Origin of the sequence: Ruegeria sp. HKCCA6837 (assembly GCF_013034475.1) — a bacterium.
GTDB lineage: Bacteria > Pseudomonadota > Alphaproteobacteria > Rhodobacterales > Rhodobacteraceae > Ruegeria.
The window spans coordinates 87944-104188 of sequence record NZ_WQGD01000015.1; the positions used below are offsets into that span (position 1 = coordinate 87944).

Here is a 16245-nt window from a genome sequence, read left to right on the forward strand (position 1 = left end):
GATTGCCACGCTAGTACAGGACGTTGATCATCACCAACGAAACGATCAAAAACAAAGCAGTCATAATGCCGCCCGAGCGTACGAAATCCATGACCTTGTACCCGGCCGGACCCATGATCAGTGCGTTGACCTGATGGGTCGGGATGATGAAGCTGTTCGAGGTTGATATGGCGACTGTGAGTGCAAAGACTGCTGGGTTGCCTCCTGCAGCCACGGCAATTGATACGGCCAGTGGTACGAGCAGAACGGTGGCGCCAACGTTCGACATGACCAATGAAAACGCTGTTGCCAGAACGGCAATGCCTGCTTGAAGCGACCAAAGTGGCCAGCCGTCAAGAATGACCATGATTTGCTGTGCGATCCATGCGGCTGTGCCGGTGTTCTGCACGGCCTGTCCCAAAGGTATGAGGCAGGCGAGCAGGAAGACGGTGTTCCATCCAACGGCACGATAGGCCTCATCCACGCTAAGCACACGGGTCAACATCATTCCGGCTGCCCCGGTCAGAAGACACAGCGATAGGCGCACGTCCGTGAACAGGATCAGGGACAATGAAATGGCAAAAAAGGCAAGGGCCCACCCGACCTTCTGCGGCCTCAGTTCGTCCTGTGGAAAATCGGTTGTCACCACAACGAAATCGGGATCGCGCGTGATCCGCATAAGGTTGTCCCAACGGGTATGCGCAACAAGCATGTCCCCGGCATGGAACTTTTCAAGCCCTATCTGAGTGGATTCGTGATCTTCAGTCTCAACGTGGCTGAGCGTTTCTTCCCCTCGGTGAATGGCAAGCAGCGACATGCCATAAGTCTTGCGGAACAAAAGCTCACGCGGGCATTTCCCGATCAGTTTGCTGTCCGGGGTGATAACCACTTCGGCCACGCCAGCATTGGTGGGTGCGAACTCTTCAACAAAAATGTCCAGATCAGGAAGAACGGTCAAACCGTATTTCGTGGCAAATTCCTGAACCTCTGAACGTCGTCCGACAATAGCCAGCCGACAAGGGGCTGCGATTTCTGCGGTCAGGACCTGAACCATCGAGGTTTTACCGCGATAGAAAGTTGAAATGATGTACAGGTGGCTCTCGTGGTTGATATCGGCAAGAATTTTTCCCACCAGCGGGCTTTCCGCGGGCACAACAACTTCGAATACATCTGCCTTTAGCCCGTAGACCCTCTGCAAATACTCCTGTGTGCCCTGACCGGTGCCAGTGTTGTCTTCCCCTTCCGCTTCGGGAAGAACCCAGCGCCCCAGCAACAGAAAATACCCGATGCCGGTCAGGATCAATACCGCACCGATCGGCGTTACCGAGAACAATCCGAACGGTTGCATTTTCTGAGAGTCCGGCAATCCGTCATTTGCTGTCTGGATCAGATCATTAAGCAGGATCAGCGGTGAAGACCCCACCATCGTCATCGTGCCGCCCAGAATCGCACAGAACCCCATCGGCATAAGCAGGCGCGACAGAGGTATTCCAGATCGCGAGGATATCCGGCTGACAACCGGCAGAAACAATGCGGCCGCGCCCACGTTCTGCATGAAAGACGAAATGACGCCAACGGTTCCGGATATGATCGGCAGAACCCGGTTTTCCGACTTGCCGCCATATTTCAAAATAGCAGCCGCAACCTTGTTCATGATGCCAGTTTTGTCCAGTCCAGCGCCAACAATCATGACCGCAATGATCGAGATAACTGCGTTTGACGCGAATCCATCAAACAGACGCGGCACATCCGCCAGATTCTCAAGGCCGGGCGCGTAGCTTAGCAAGCCGACAAGAACCAAAACCAATATTGCGGAAAGATCAATTCTGACGATCTCGGACACAAACAGGAAAACAGTGAAAGCGAGAAGGGCGCAAACGACCCCCATCTCGAAGGTAAAGGCTATGTATTCCACAATTCGTCCAGATATTTTGGCTTCTCTTGCATTAGTCCTTAGTCCATTCCGTTCGCGTTGTCATGAAATTTCGTTTTAGACCGCATGAGGGATATAATATTTCGCACTGGGTTGGGTGTGTTAGGAGAGAAACCAGCGTTCTACTGACGAAGCCGTGTGGTGTTCAAACACAATTTGTGTTCATATGACAGGGTTTACGTTTGTTTGTATGCACGGCGCCAAAGAAGGCCAATTCGCTAGGACTATCGCCCAATAGTGTAAGGCTCACAGTCTTCGAAAATCATGATGCGATTACGTAGTGAGAATGTTGTGGAGGCGAGTACCGGAATCGAACCGGTGTACACGGATTTGCAATCCGCTGCGTCACCACTCCGCCAACTCGCCTTTTCAAGTAAAATCAAATACTTGCCGTGGTGTGCGTGGGGTTTTAGCAGCTTTCCTCAGGGTCGTCCAGTGGATTGCGTGCAAATTTGGCGACAAGATTGAAATTCGCGGTACCTCATGACTGAATTCGACAACGATGAAGTTGGGTTGCGGCAACAGGGCCGTTGCTGGCCGGGTCAGGATGTGGCACAAGCCGGACATCCTTGGGAATGAGACGAGATATCCAATGAAAGATTTCGCAGCCCGGCGCCGCACAATGGTTGATACACAGGTTCGACCCTCTGACGTCACCAAATTCCCGATCATTGACGCGATGCTGCACGTCCCTCGCGAAAACTTTGTGCCAAATTCTCAGCGTGAAGCGGCCTATGCCGATGCAGTGATCGATATGGGGAACGGGCGCGCGATGATTGAGCCGCGCACCCTGGCCAAGATACTGGATGCGCTGAACATTTCGAACGATGAGATGGTGCTCGATATCGCGCCTGCCATGGGATATTCCACGGCCGTGGCTGCGCGGATGGCGCAGTTGGTTGTAGGAGTGGAAAGCGACGAGGCGCTTGCCGCTGAGGCGCAGAGCCTTCTGGCCGAGGCGGATGTCGACAATGCCATTATCCATGTGGGGCCGCTTGAGCAGGGCGTTGCTGAACATGGACCGTATGACGTGATCATGGTTCAAGGCGGGGTTGAGCAGATCCCCGCAGAATTGCTGGACCAGCTCAAGGAACATGGTCGAATCGCTTGTTTGTTCGTCGAAGGCAACCTCGGCACTGTGCGGATCGGTCGGAAGTCGGGCGGTCAGGTCAGCTGGCGCGATGCGTTTAACGCCAGCGCACCTGTTCTTGAGGGTTTTTCGGCCGAGTGTGCATTTTCGCTATAGTCCGCCGATAGATTCTACTGCCGCCTTGATTAGTTGAAAACAAGGCCGCAAACTGCCTGCAGGGCAGTGTAATTTCGTTTTGAGAGGATTTCGGTATGCGTGGTACGGCGACAGGTAAGCTGGTCAGGGCGCTTGCAGTGACCGCAGGACTTGCCATCAGCGTGATGCCAGGGCGTGTAGCGTGGGCAGACAACATAACAGACGCCTTCATTGGCGCGTATAACACAAGTGGTTTGCTGGAACAGAACAGGGCGCTGTTGCGGGCTGCGGATGAAGATGTGGCTATTGCGCTTTCAGCCTTGCGGCCAATCGTCAACTGGGCCGTGCAGGTAAGTCAAGACTACACCCGGTCGCGGGTCAATAACGTAGTCACGACGAACGAGCCGTCTAGGTTTTTTACCGGATTAACGCTTAGCCAATTAGTATATGATGGTGGGGCTTCGATTCTGGGCAAGCAATCTGCGCAGGAAACTGTTTTGGCGACCCGGCAAACCCTGATTGACATTGAGCAAGAGGTCCTAATCCGTGCCGCGCGAGCGTATCTAAGCGTCTTGGAGCAGGAAGAAACAGTTGAAATTCGGCAGAATAACGTGAACGTTTCTGCGGAAGAACTCCGCGCTTCAAATGATCGGTTTGAAGTTGGCGAAGTCACCCGCACCGACGTGGCTTTGTCCGAAGCACAGCTAGCCAGTTCACAAGCGGATCTTGCGGTCGCTCGAGGCCAGTTGAGCATCGCTCAAGCCGAATACGTCAATGCGGTAGGCAACGCACCGGGTCGAACAGCGGGTCAGCCGAACCTGCCCAACCTGCCGCGTTCGGAGGCGGAAGCCGTTAGTTTGGCGCAACGCAACCATCCCGCGATTCTCTCAGCGCAGCATCAGGTTCGCGCGAGGGATCTAATCGTGGAGCAACAAAGGGCTAACTTGGGTCCGAATGTGTCGCTTGACGCTGATGCAGGTGTTACTGAACGCTATGATAACAGCGATTATGTCAACGATGCGAGCATCTCTCTGACTTTCCGGCAGCCAATCTATGCCGGTGGTCGCTTGGCAGCAAATGTACGGCGTGCGATGGCGGTACGTGATGCCGACCGCGCGAACCTACTAAACGTGCAGAAGAACATCACTCAAGGTGTCACTGACCGCTACGCAGCGTTTCAGGCGGCCAGCGCAAGCTTGAGAGCATCAACAGAACAAGTTCGTGCGTCACAGGTCGCTTTTGACGGGATCAGGGAAGAAGCCACCTTGGGTGCACGAACAACTCTAGATGTTCTGAACGCTCAGCAAGATCTTCTGGACGCGCAACTCACAGAAGTGAGATCCCGAACTGAACGGACTCGAGCAGCTTACGAACTGTTGCAGGCTCAGGGTCTGCTGACGGCTGAACGTCTGGGTTTGGCGGTGCAGATTTACGATCCGACCTTGTATTACAACCTGATCAAAAAGGCACCGGCACAGGTCAGCAAACAGAGCAAAGATCTGGATCGCGTCCTCAAAGCATTGCGTCGGGACTGATCGGTCATACTATTTGTTGTGAGGTTGAGATTGTTTGGCTACACTCGATCCAAGGATAGAGCGGTAGAGAACAATGACTGATAATGTCGTAAAAGCAGGGATCGAAGACGTTCTGTCTTCGGTCAAACGTTTGGTAAGCGAAGACACCCGCAATAAATCCGTCTCGGATCAACAGCCTGCAACAAAAAAGCCAGGACGGCTGGTTTTGACGGATGCTTTGCGTGTCAGCTCATCCAATCAGGCCAATGGGGTTTCTGCTCAGGCCGACTCGGATTCTGAGGTTTCCGACTCGGCCAAACCTATGTTGCTTCGGTCCTGTGATATTGTGCAGGCGGGCAAGCAGCCGGCCAATGCTGCACAGGACGAGCCCGACGCGCCAAAGCCTGCGCGATCGGCGGATGCTGCATCCAGCCTGAGCGCCAAGATCGAAGCCCTGGAAGCTGCGATCGCGCAGACAGAAGATCAATGGGAACCGGATGGTGACAGCGAAGACGCCTATTCCGGAACGCGGTCGCAATCTTTGCCTTGGAATGTGGAAGAAGAATTTGCTGCAGCCGAGTCCATAGGTTCGAATGACGTCAACCTAACTGGCGGTATCGAGGAAGAGGGCGACGCACACGTAAAGGCAGAGTTCATCCGCGCGCCGCGGGAAGAATCCGAGGTGGTTGCAGAGGCTGCCGACAAAGATCGAACGATCGATATGGATGAAGAAGATTTGCGCGCTTTGATCGCTGAAGTTGTCCGGCAGGAATTGCAGGGCACGATGGGCGAGCGGATAACGCGAAATGTTCGCAAGATGGTCCGACGCGAGATTGCGCGCGCCTTGGCCGCAAAAGAACTGGATTGAACCTCAACCGCGCTGAGGCGGCTGGGCAAGGCTTAGCAGCAGATCAAGGTCCATGTGGCGTTCAAGATGATCTGCCAGATCGTCCAGCGCCTGTTCCACGCCGTCCTCATAAGTGACGTCAGAGGTCACGCCCAACTTTGAAAGATAACGTGCCCGGAACGCGTCGGACGAAAAGATGCCGTGCAGGTAACTGCCCTTGATCCGTCCATTGGCGCTGGCGGCACCTTCCGGTTTTCCATCGACCTCCAGCCACGCCCGGTCGCAATCAGAGCCGTTGGTGTGACCCATGTGGATTTCATACCCGCTGACCGGTTCCCGGTCAGGCAGGGCATGAGCCGAACGCAGAATGACTTGTTTCTGTCCGCCCATAACGGTGTGAACGTCCAGTAAACCCAACCCGTCGACCTTTCCGGGTCTGCCATCGACGCCATCTGGATCAGAGATGGTCTTGCCCAGCATCTGGTACCCACCACACAGCCCCAGAACGTGCCCACCGCGCCGGACATGGGCGTAAAGATCGATATCCCACCCCTGCGCGCGGAAATAGGTCAGATCCCCTATGGTGGACTTGCTGCCGGGCAGCAGAACCAGATCAGCGTCGCCTGGCAGGGGGCGTCCTGCGGGAATGATATCAACGCTCACACCAGGCTCAGCTGACAGCGGATCGAGGTCGTCGAAATTGGCCATACGCTCAAGCTGAGGCACAACAACCTTGCAGGCGCCGCCGGTATGGGAACGAATGTCCATCATGTCCTCGGCAGGTAATTTCCACGCGTCTTGAAACCAGGGCACCACGCCCAGACAGGGCCATCCAGTGCGGGCGGCGATGTCATCGCGCCCGTCGTCGAACAAGGACACATCCCCCTTGAACCGGTTGACGGCAAAGCCGCGAATCTGGGCCAGATCGCTTTCGTCCAGCACGGCCTGCGTGCCGACAATCTGTGCGATCACGCCGCCACGATGAATATCACCGACCAGAACCACGGGAATACCTGCGGCGCAGGCAAAGCCCATGTTGGCGATGTCACCCTTGCGCAGATTGGTTTCGGCCGGACTTCCCGCGCCTTCGATCAGGACCAGATCAGCATCTGCGCAAAGCCGGCCGAAGCTTTCCAGCGCGGCCCCCAGCAGCTTGGACTTGTCCTTGCGGTAATCTCCGGCCTTCATAGTGCCCGCGCGCTGCCCTTGCACGATGATTTGAGCGCCAGTGTCCGTCTCGGGCTTTAGTAGGATGGGGTTCATGTCAGTATGGGTCGCCCGCCGCGCTGCACGGGCCTGAAGCGCTTGCGCGCGGCCGATCTCGCCCCCGTTCTCGGTGACGGCTGCGTTGTTCGACATGTTTTGTGGTTTAAACGGAGCAACCCGCATGCCCCGCCGGGTAAAGGCCCGCGCAAGCCCGGCCACAAGAACCGATTTTCCGACATTGCTGCCAGTGCCTTGAATCATGATGGCGCGAACCATGGTTTGTCTCCTATATGTCGGGGCGCAGATGACCTGATTTGAACCGGAAGGGAAAGCCCCGGATGAACACGCCAGCGCATCTTTTGATCGGTGCCGCCGCTTTTGCCCGGCCGCCGCAGGGGCGTATCTTGTTGGCCGCCTTGCTCGGGGCGGTGCTGCCGGATCTGTCTCTGTATCTCATGGCGACGGTGTCGCTGTTTGTTCTGGGTATTCCGGAACAGGTGGTCTTTGGGCAACTGTACTATTCGCAGGCCTGGCAGACCGTCTTTGCCATCGACAACTCCTTTATCATCTGGGGGTGTGCACTGTTTTTGGCAGTTTGGCGTCGCTGGCACTTTGTCGCTGTCGGGGCTGCGGCAGGTCTTTTGCATCTAGCGACAGACTTCTTCCTGCACGCCGGGGACGGACGACAGCAGTTCTGGCCGCTTAGCGATTGGGTGTTTCACAGCCCAGTCAGCTATTGGGACAGCGGCCATCACGCTTTGTGGGTGGCACCAGTTTCTGCGGCAGTGTGTTTGGCCGCTTATGTTGTGCTTTGGCAGCGTGGCCTGCCTGTTTGGGGCAGGGCCATGTTTGGTATCATGTTGGCGGCTGAAATTTGGGTGGCGCGCCAGTGGCTGTTGTTTTTTTAGGCGCGAAAACCGCGAAACAAAGCAAAGAAAAACGCGCTCTGACGGGCAGAGCGCGTTTTTTCTGGTGCGAAATCGCCTGGGATCAGGCGGCTTCAGCCTGCTGAGCGGCATTGCGACGCTCGCTTTCTTCGCGTGACAATGCGACCGAGGTCCGCACGCCACGGCCAACGAACTCCATCAGTCCGCTGACAACCCGTTCGTTAGGGTCAATACCTGCGCAGGACAGCACCTCGCGCCCATCGCGCGAACGTGCCCAGCGGGCGATTTGTTCGGGGCCATTGCCGTATTTCTTGTCGTCGGCGATAGCATCGTCAAGTGCAGCCAACACAACGGCCGCGAAAAGTTTGCGCGCACGATTGCCTTGCTCGTTGTTAAAGGCAGTGCCGTCAACGAAATCTCTCATCTCGTCTTCCTTATTGTTCTTGCTCTTGCATTTTCGGCGTGAGGGTCCTTATGGCCTATTAGGTGCGATTCGGATACAGCTAAAATGCATAGTTGCGTTGCGTCACTTGCATGGCTTGCTGCAAGTGCAGCACTAGGTGTCGTTGTCTTGTCAGGTGTGGTCCCGCCAGATATAGGGACCGCAACTGATGCATCAACCGTTTGTGAAGGATTTATGTAATGCCCAAGATAAATGGGAACGAAATTCGCCCCGGCAATGTGCTTGAGCATAACGACGGCCTGTGGGCAGCGGTCAAGGTAGACCATGTAAAGCCCGGCAAAGGCGGGGCATTTGCCCAAGTGGAACTGCGCAACCTGCGCAATGGCTCGAAATTGAACGAACGCTTCCGGTCAGCGGACAAGGTTGAACGTGTCCGCCTGGAACAGAAGGACCAGCAATTCCTGTACGAATCCGACGGGATGCTGGTGTTCATGGATGCCGAGACCTACGAACAGATTGAATTACCAGCAGATTTGCTGGGCGAACGTCGCCCGTTCCTGCAAGATGGCATGACCATCGTCGTTGAATTCTACGAAAGCGAAGCGCTGAACGCGACGCTGCCGCAGAAAGTGACTTGCCAGATCGTCGAGACCGAGCCTGTCGTAAAGGGCCAAACGGCGGCAAATTCGTTTAAGCCTGCGGTACTGGACAACGGCGTGAAGGTCATGGTGCCGCCTTTCATCGGACAGGACGAAATGATCGTCGTGAATACCGAAACGATGGAATATTCCGAACGCGCGTGACTTTTCGTCATTTTTTGCAAAAGACCGTGCAGGCATCGGCCGCGCGGTCTTTTTTTACGCCTTAGGTCGATAACGATACCGTGTTGGGTCGGGTCCAAACAGCTCTAGCATCAGTTCATACTTGATGCGATTGGCGCTGACCTGGCGATAGAAAGCGATCAGAAATGCAGTCGGCCCCTGTATACGGCTAAGGCCACTGGCGGCGGCCACAACGGTGCCCACATCCGTTTTCCCCTGTAACACCAGATAACCGCCCAACATCAGAATGCCGACGGTTCCCGCTCCGTTGATCACGCTTAGCAGGAATTTGGCCGACAGTTTCCACAGGAACATACGTCGCCGCGTGTCATAAATGTCGTCAAACATAATGTTGATGTCCCGCTCAACCGCTTCCATATCCTCGGTCGTCAGCCGGTCTGTGGCGCCGCGCAGGATATGGACACGCTCTGCCACGAAAGTGTTCACTTTGCGTTGCGAAACCAGAACGATGATGATCTGCGGCACGATCATCGAGAAGGCGATCAGCCCAAGTCCCGGTTGCGTGGATGAAATATAGCCGATTACGCTTATCAGCGTACCGATCTGAACCACCGGATCCGAGAATGCGCCGCCCGCAAATTTCCCCAGTTCTTCGGCTTCGGCGGAAATGGCCGTGGTCATGGTGCCTTTGCGCAGGTCCGCGCCCGTTTCCTTCAGATCGGTTGAACGCCATAGCAGGCGCTGCCGGATCAGTCGGATCATGTCTTCACCTAAGGTACCCGCGCGGTACCCTAAAACCCATTTCAGCCCCAGGCTCAGCAGGATAACGGCCATCATACCAATACCCAATTGGATCAGCTTTTCAGTGCCGACATCATCCGCCGTCAGATGGTTGACGATATCGCGTTGAAACTCCAGCGGAACGGCGGCAAGCGCCGCAATGGCGATGGACAGTACGATAAGGATGATCTGCCGTCCGGCACTGGCGCGCCAGATCGCGGAATATAGTCGAAACATGGGTGTATCCGGTTTGACCTGTTTCCCTCAGTTTGGCAGGGCTGGGGAACAGGTTCAAACTTGGGGATGTGTGTCGACGAGGAGTTCGTGCTGATTAGGCAACAAGCGGTACTTAGTCGGTAAGTCGCACCGTCGCCTCGCCCGCCTGCATTTCGCCGCCTGCGCGGTCGAAACGCAAATAGGCGATGGCGTGGCCCCCAGATTGAGTGAACAGGGTGCCGGCCGATTTGCCGTTGGCTGTGATCTCGGTCCCCACGGGCGCGGTGCCGTCGACAACAACGCGACGCAGGCCCTTACGCAATTCGGTCTTGTGCTTCATGCGCGCGGTCACTTCCTGACCTACATAGCAGCCCTTTTTGAAATCCACGCCGTTCAGCGCTTCGAACCCAGATTCGAGGATATAGCTGTCCTGGGTCAGCTCAGTACCCGCTTCGGGAATGCAGTGCTGAACGCGCAGGGCATCGAAATCGGTGCCATCATCCTGTTCGGGTGCCGCAGAATACATACGCCAGCCCAAGGCAGGGTGCCGCGGGTCGGGCAACGCGTTCTCTGGCGCGCAACCTGACCCGCGGTGCAGGTTCAGGTCGGTGCTTTCGATCGCCACATCTGCACGCAGCTTGTACATGCTCAGACGTTTGATCAGATCATCGGCAAGGTGCTCGGCCACATCCAGCAGAACGCCATCGCCATCGCGCTTGAGGAAGAAGTCGGCCAGATACTTGCCTTGCGGCGTCAACAGCGCGGCATAAACAAGCCCGTCGTTCAAACCCTGAATGTCATTGGTGATCAGGTCCTGCAAAAAACTTTCGGTGTCCGAGCCGGTCAGGCGCAGGATGCGGCGGGTGGGCATGGCTTGGTCCTCGTCATTTCCCTTGGCCTCGTGATATAGGAAGATCCGCCGCCAAGACCAGAGGGTATCAGACGTGCCAGCCCCGATCTCTGTTGTTATTCCGACCCTGAACGCTGCCGATGCCTTGCCCGAATGCCTTGGGGCATTGATGGAAGGGCTGCACGCCGGGCTAATCCGGGACCTAATCATAAGCGATGGCGGGTCTGCCGACCTAACACTGGAAATCGCGGAAGAGGCCGGAGCCCGGATTGTGACAGGTACGCCTTCGCGCGGCGGGCAGTTGCGACGGGGTTGCGCAGAGGCTGGTGGGGATTGGGTGCTGATCCTGCATGCTGACACCGTATTGGAAAGGGGCTGGAGCGAGGCGGTGAGCGCCCATCTATCCAGCACAGGACCTGCGGCTTTCCGGTTGGCTTTCCGAGCGCGGGGTATTGCGCCGGGATGGGTCTCGGGCTGGGCCAATCTGCGCAGCCGGGTTTTCAGGCTGCCGTATGGGGATCAGGGGCTTTTGGTGCCACGCGAAATCTATCACGCTGCAGGCGGCTATCCCGACCAACCTTTGATGGAGGACGTGGCGCTGGTACGTAGTTTACCCCGGATCACACTTCTGGATGCGCGGGCCTTTACGAGCGCGGAGCGGTATGAGCAGGCGGGCTGGATTCGGCGGGGTAGTCGGAATCTGTGGACTCTGCTGCGTTATTTTCTGGGGACGGATCCGCAGGTGTTGGCGCAGGCGTATCGGCGATAATTGTCGTACGCAGCTCGACCAGCGATTTCCCCAACCGAAACGGGGCCGCAAAGCTGACAAGGCAAAGGGCCACGATTTGCAGAACCAGTATATGAGCATTGGCCTGCAAATATTCCCATTCGTCTTTCAATTTGCCGACCTGATCGATCAGATCATCATAGCTTTGGGCCAGGATCAGGTAGTCCCCGGCAATGGCTGGTACTTTCCGGCGCATGTTGTCTATAGCGGTCTGCGTTTCGTCGTCCAGCGAGGTGAAGACCAGAAACTGGTCGATATCGAAGGCGTCAGCCTGCGCGGCAGCGCTGCGCATTTCATCCATGTCATCCTTGGCTTGACGTCCGAACAGGAAATGCAGGCCTTGTAATGGGGCGACCTCATTGGTGACGGCAATGAACAACGGCAATTCTGAATTGCTGGCCGTTGAAGCCGACAGGAACTCGACCTTGTCGCACAAAACGGCCGTGTCCGGATCAAAGGCAGGATCACAAAAGCGCAGGCGAAACCGTGCCGCGTCGCGATCAAAAGCCAGAGTGGCCGCATAGGCCACGTCGATCTGACGATCCAACCGAGAGCTGTCCGAGGTGTACAGCCCGGCCAGAACAGCGACCAGCGCCCCAATGCCGCCCAGAACGACCCAAACCAGGTCGGCCAGCTTCCAAGCCCGATGCCCCGCCGGTTTGCGGAACAGAAATGCCGTTCCGATCGATCCCACTACAAAAAACAGAATCAGCAAAGGCAGTTGGTTGTCGGTCACAAAACTCATGAATTCGATCTTAGGACCTGACCTGCGTCCTGCAACAGGGATCACGGGCAGTTGTAACATCTTACCGGATGCTCATACTGACCGAAGAGCCACGGGAGATTTCGATGACAAAAGAAATTGTTCTGATTCATGGGGCATTTGCCGGACCCTGGTGTATGCAAGATTACGCGACCTTCTTTCGGGATCGCGGATGGACTGTACACACCCCCGCCTTGCGCCATCATGGCGGTGATCCGAAATCAGACCCTGACCCCGGGCTGACTAAAACCAGCGTGTTGGATTATACCAATGACATAACGGAATTTGTACAGGGTCTGGACAGCAAGCCGGTTCTGCTGGGTCACGCCATCGCGGGTGTTGTTGCGCAGCAGGTGGCCTCACGCGGTTTGGCCAGCGCTATTGTTTTGATTAACCCTAATGCGCCCTGGGGCACGTTGCCTGAAACCGACGACGAACGCGCCGTGCCGCGGGCGTTGATGGAAGGCGGGGCCTTCTGGAAACAGCCCATGCGGGTTGAGTTCGACCTGATGGCGCCCTTTGCCCTAAATAAAATGGACGTGGCCCAGCAACACGCCGTGTTCGATCAATTGGGGGCTGAAAGCGGGCGCGTGATGTTCGAAATGTTCTTTTGGATGTTTGATGACGATCACGCGATAAAGGTCGATTTCGAAAAGGTCGACTGCCCGGTTCTAGTCGTTTCCGGTGCAGAAGACCGGGCGGTAAACCCCGACACCTGCCGCGCATTGGCAGAGCGGTACGGGAAACGCGGAACCTTTTTGCTGATTCCGGACCACGCACATTTTCTGTTTATGGAGCCGGGCTGGCAGGGGCCTGCTGAGCAAATCGAAAGCTGGCTTGGTCAACAGCCCATGTGAAACCGGGTTGACAAAAATCGGCGTTTTGGCCGAGATCGCGCCAAGTGAATAGGGCCAGAGACCCATTTTGCGCATAGTATCTGCGGGAAAGGTCCGGGCATGACCTTGTTTGTCATCCTTATCATTCTGTCTGCGGCACTGCTGCATGCGGTCTGGAACGCCATCGTCAAGACAGCGGCGGATCGCACGACGATGTTGGGCCTTGTTGCTTTGGGCCACGTGTTGCCGGCAGCCATGATGGTGATGGTCCTGCCATTGCCCAGTGCTGAAAGCTTTATCTACATCCTGCTCTCGACCGTTGTGCATTTCGGGTATTACTTCATGCTGGGCAAAGCCTATCAGCATGGCGATCTGAGTGTGGTTTACCCCATTGCGCGGGGCATCGTTCCGGCACTGGTTTCGCTTTGGGCGATGGTTCTGGTGGGCGAGGTGCTGCCATTGCAGGCATGGGGTGGCATTGCCCTGATTGCATTTGGCATTCAGCTGAGCAGCTGGAAAGCGCTGCGCTCGGGCGTGGGGCGCAGCGCGTTGGGCTTTGCGCTGGGCACCGGGGTCTGTATTTCGATCTACTCGGTTGTGGATGGGATCGGCGTTCGGCTGTCGGGGAATACGCTCAGCTATTGGGCCTGGGGGGCTTTCCTGCATCTGTTCATTGCAGGCTTTGTCGGGATTAAGAAGCGTGCAAGCTTGAGATACCTGCCGACCAAGGTCTGGATGACAGGCATTCTGGGCGGGCTGGTTTCGATGACCGCCTATGGGCTGGTGCTTTATGCCAAGAACTTTGCGCCGCTCGGCGCGGTCTCGGCGCTGCGGGAAACCTCAGTCATCTTTGCTGCGCTGATCGGGTTCATCTTCCTCAAGGAAGGCAATTGGATACGACGGCTGGGGGCCGCCGTACTTATGGCCGCTGGGGTTGCCTTGATCGGTCTGGCCGTCTGATCGTGCCAGCGGGCCTTAGTTGTTGGTCGAGAACGTGCTCTGCGGTCTCCATTTCAGGGTCCCGTCGCTTTCACGGTGACAACGCAGCAAGCGTTCCTGAACCGTGCTGACCGTAGAGGTCACGGTGTTGTCGCCGACCATCAGAACAAAGGCGTCCTCGGAATAGGCTAAGCCTTCGTAATAGCAAAACCGGGTCTCGGCCCCGTCGGGGATCGGTGAAGCCAGGCTTATCGTCTGCTGCGCCCCAGCTTGCGAGGCCAAGACTGCAAAAGCCAGTCCAAAGGTCAGTGTCTTCATATCATCCTCCCGTCCTGCAAATCGTTTTCGGCTTAGATATACCGGACGCCCGGACCTCAAGTCTGTGTCGTTATGATAAGGTAAGTTTAACGGGGTCAAAGGCTTAGGCAAAGAGAAATTGCCAGCGGCACTTTTTGCCGTCGGGCCAAAGCCCATGCGTGGGCTTTGGCAATCCGGTTTAATTCGGCGATTTTCTGTCCGAGTTACTGTGATGCGGCTTCGGACTGAAGCTCTCGGAAATAGCCGATTGTTGCTTCCAACCCTTCTTTCAACTGCACCTTGGGTTCCCAGTTCAGCAAGGTCCGGGCCAGAGTGATGTCGGGCTGGCGTTGCTTGGGGTCGTCCTGTGGCAAGTCCTTGAAACTGATCGGTGTGTCTGTGCCCACAAGCGCCTGCACTTCGCTGGCCAGTTCGTTCATCGAGAATTCGTTGGGATTGCCCAGATTGACCGGGCCAGTGACATCCTTGTCGGTCTCCATCAACCGGATGAAACCTTCGATCAGATCATCCACATAACAGAAAGACCGGGTCTGCGTGCCGTCGCCAAAGATTGTGATCGGCTCACCTGTCAGGGCCTGCATGATGAAGTTCGACACAACGCGCCCATCGGCGGGGTGCATTCGGGGCCCGTAGGTATTGAAGATGCGGGCTACCTTGATCTCCAACCCCATCTGACGGTGATAGTCGAAGAACAACGTCTCGGCGCAGCGCTTGCCCTCATCATAGCACGAGCGCGGACCAACCGGGTTGACGTTGCCCCAATAATCTTCGGTCTGCGGATGGATGGTCGGATCGCCATAGACCTAAGAAGTTGAGGCCTGAAAGATCTTGCATTTCAGCCGCTTCGCCAGCCCCAGCATGTTGATCGCGCCATGCACGCTGGTCTTGGTCGTCTGCACCGGGTCGTGCTGATAATGCACGGGCGAGGCGGGGCAGGCGAGGTTATAGATCTCGTCGACCTCTACAAACAGCGGGAAGGTCACATCTTGGCGCATGAACTCGAACCGCGGGTTGTTGTGCAGATGGTCGATGTTGCGCTTGGTGCCGGTGAACAGGTTGTCGACGCACAAAACCTCATGCCCCTGATCCAAAAGCCGGTCGCACAGATGCGAGCCCAAAAACCCGGCCCCACCGGTTACGAGAACACGTTTTCGACTGTCATAAAGGCGGGCCATTGCAAATCCTTAATCGTTAAATCCAAGCCAGCTTGTCACTGGGAAGCCGGGTCTTGGTTTGATTAGTAAACTGAAGATGTTTGAATTGCAGTAGATTTTGGTTTTTTGAGGGCGCGTGTGGTGCTGTTGCGTCTTCCTATCCATCCAATGCTTGATGCGGGGTATCAAACACGCGCCCGACCCGCCCCACAGGGCGCGAGGGTAATTGGGGCCGCTCGGAATGTAAGTTTGCCAGGCATGCTGTTTCAGTTTTATTAGCGCGTTGGCAGCTGCTCGTTTCTAGTGCTCTATAAGCGTTGCCAGAATTGAATAGCTTGATCGATAATCCGTGGATTTAGCAGAGCAAACGTTGTTGCGACGAGTACTAGAAAATACTCAATTACAAAGCTTCTTAATCGAGATAAAGTTTTGACTATAAGTTCGGCGATACTTTCTTGGCGTTGTCGTTTGAAGTCCTCTTTATGGTGTTCGTACTCCCAAGACTCCAAACCGCCAAGGGGGTCTTCGTGTTCATAATTCGGATCTAAGTCCTTGTGATCATTCATTCTTTGTATACTTGTCAGTGAGCGTTGCTTCCAGCGCACATTCATCTCCGTACGTGTGTTGGAGATTGCCTGTGAAGCAGCTACTGAGCAGTGAAGAATAAAGATGAAAAAAAAGAAGTAGAGTAACAAGCTGCCCAAAGGCTGCCAAGTCTGCCTGTACCACGGCTATGCGAAGCCCGAAGATGGACATTTCGCTACTCAAAAGTGTCTAGCCCCCGTGTTCTGGGCCATTTCGGACTAGAGTTTCGGGGACTGGTGGG

General features: G+C 55.9%; 15 protein-coding genes, 1 tRNA gene and 1 pseudogene. 8 read left to right on the top strand and 9 right to left on the bottom strand.

The window, feature by feature from the left end:
• Positions 1-10: 10 nt before the first annotated feature.
• Both GOV91_RS18045 and GOV91_RS18050 read right to left on the bottom strand, forming a co-directional pair.
• On the bottom strand, positions 11-1867 hold the full coding sequence (locus tag GOV91_RS18045; protein ID WP_171178075.1) for an SLC13 family permease: 1857 nt from the start codon (positions 1865-1867) through the stop codon (positions 11-13).
• Between the two features lie 337 nt (positions 1868-2204).
• Positions 2205-2278: transfer RNA gene (locus GOV91_RS18050), tRNA-Cys, on the bottom strand.
• A 226-nt stretch (positions 2279-2504) separates the two neighbouring features.
• Between GOV91_RS18050 and GOV91_RS18055 the strand changes: the two genes are divergently transcribed.
• From GOV91_RS18055 to GOV91_RS18065, 3 genes are all read left to right on the top strand, one after another.
• Positions 2505-3158: a protein-L-isoaspartate O-methyltransferase gene (locus GOV91_RS18055; protein WP_171177471.1), complete on the top strand. Its 654-nt coding sequence runs from the start codon at positions 2505-2507 to the stop codon at positions 3156-3158.
• A gap of 95 nt (positions 3159-3253) precedes the next feature.
• Positions 3254-4672 carry a TolC family outer membrane protein gene (locus GOV91_RS18060; RefSeq protein WP_171236521.1) on the top strand — a complete coding sequence of 473 codons (1419 nt, stop codon included), beginning with the start codon at positions 3254-3256 and terminating at the stop codon, positions 4670-4672.
• 73 nt (positions 4673-4745) lie between these two features.
• Positions 4746-5519, top strand: a complete 774-nt coding sequence (locus tag GOV91_RS18065) for a hypothetical protein (protein ID WP_171236522.1) — start codon at positions 4746-4748, stop codon at positions 5517-5519.
• Between the two features lie 3 nt (positions 5520-5522).
• Here the strand turns inward: GOV91_RS18065 and GOV91_RS18070 are convergent, their stop codons facing one another.
• A complete protein-coding gene (locus GOV91_RS18070) occupies positions 5523-6980 on the bottom strand; it encodes a cobyric acid synthase (protein ID WP_171236523.1) in 1458 nt (485 codons plus the stop codon).
• Positions 6981-7042: 62 nt separating this feature from the next.
• On the opposite strand from GOV91_RS18070, the gene GOV91_RS18075 reads away from it, so the two are divergent.
• Positions 7043-7612 (top strand): cobalamin biosynthesis protein CobQ, encoded by a 570-nt coding sequence (locus GOV91_RS18075; RefSeq protein ID WP_171236524.1) that lies wholly within the window; start codon positions 7043-7045, stop codon positions 7610-7612.
• A gap of 82 nt (positions 7613-7694) precedes the next feature.
• Here GOV91_RS18075 and GOV91_RS18080 read toward each other — a convergent pair whose 3' ends face one another.
• A complete protein-coding gene (locus GOV91_RS18080; protein WP_037310273.1) occupies positions 7695-8015 on the bottom strand; it encodes a DUF6280 family protein in 321 nt (106 codons plus the stop codon).
• Positions 8016-8233: 218 nt separating this feature from the next.
• On the opposite strand from GOV91_RS18080, the gene efp reads away from it, so the two are divergent.
• Positions 8234-8797 (top strand): elongation factor P, encoded by a 564-nt coding sequence (gene efp, locus GOV91_RS18085; RefSeq protein WP_170459112.1) that lies wholly within the window; start codon positions 8234-8236, stop codon positions 8795-8797.
• A gap of 54 nt (positions 8798-8851) precedes the next feature.
• Here the strand turns inward: efp and GOV91_RS18090 are convergent, their stop codons facing one another.
• Entirely contained in the window at positions 8852-9793 is a 942-nt protein-coding gene (locus GOV91_RS18090; protein ID WP_171236525.1) for an ABC transporter transmembrane domain-containing protein, read from the bottom strand.
• Positions 9794-9905: 112 nt separating this feature from the next.
• Positions 9906-10643, bottom strand: coding sequence for a folate-binding protein YgfZ (locus tag GOV91_RS18095; RefSeq protein WP_171177457.1), 738 nt, complete (start codon positions 10641-10643; stop codon positions 9906-9908).
• Positions 10644-10716: 73 nt separating this feature from the next.
• Between GOV91_RS18095 and GOV91_RS18100 the strand changes: the two genes are divergently transcribed.
• The 3 genes from GOV91_RS18100 (at position 10717) to GOV91_RS18115 (ending at position 13968) form a co-directional block, all read left to right on the top strand.
• Positions 10717-11391: a TIGR04283 family arsenosugar biosynthesis glycosyltransferase gene (locus GOV91_RS18100; protein ID WP_171177454.1), complete on the top strand. Its 675-nt coding sequence runs from the start codon at positions 10717-10719 to the stop codon at positions 11389-11391.
• Positions 11392-12258: 867 nt separating this feature from the next.
• A complete protein-coding gene (locus GOV91_RS18110; protein ID WP_171236526.1) occupies positions 12259-13029 on the top strand; it encodes an alpha/beta hydrolase in 771 nt (256 codons plus the stop codon).
• Positions 13030-13128: 99 nt separating this feature from the next.
• Positions 13129-13968: a DMT family transporter gene (locus GOV91_RS18115; RefSeq protein WP_171236527.1), complete on the top strand. Its 840-nt coding sequence runs from the start codon at positions 13129-13131 to the stop codon at positions 13966-13968.
• A gap of 15 nt (positions 13969-13983) precedes the next feature.
• On the opposite strand, the gene GOV91_RS18120 is transcribed toward GOV91_RS18115, so the two are convergent.
• The 3 genes and pseudogenes from GOV91_RS18120 to GOV91_RS18130 form a co-directional block, all read right to left on the bottom strand.
• Positions 13984-14265, bottom strand: coding sequence for a hypothetical protein (locus GOV91_RS18120; protein WP_171236528.1), 282 nt, complete (start codon positions 14263-14265; stop codon positions 13984-13986).
• Positions 14266-14468: 203 nt separating this feature from the next.
• A pseudogene (locus tag GOV91_RS18125) lies at positions 14469-15440 on the bottom strand (UDP-glucuronic acid decarboxylase family protein).
• Between the two features lie 287 nt (positions 15441-15727).
• Entirely contained in the window at positions 15728-16024 is a 297-nt protein-coding gene (locus tag GOV91_RS18130) for a hypothetical protein (RefSeq protein ID WP_171236529.1), read from the bottom strand.
• Between the last annotated feature and the right edge of the window lie 221 nt (positions 16025-16245).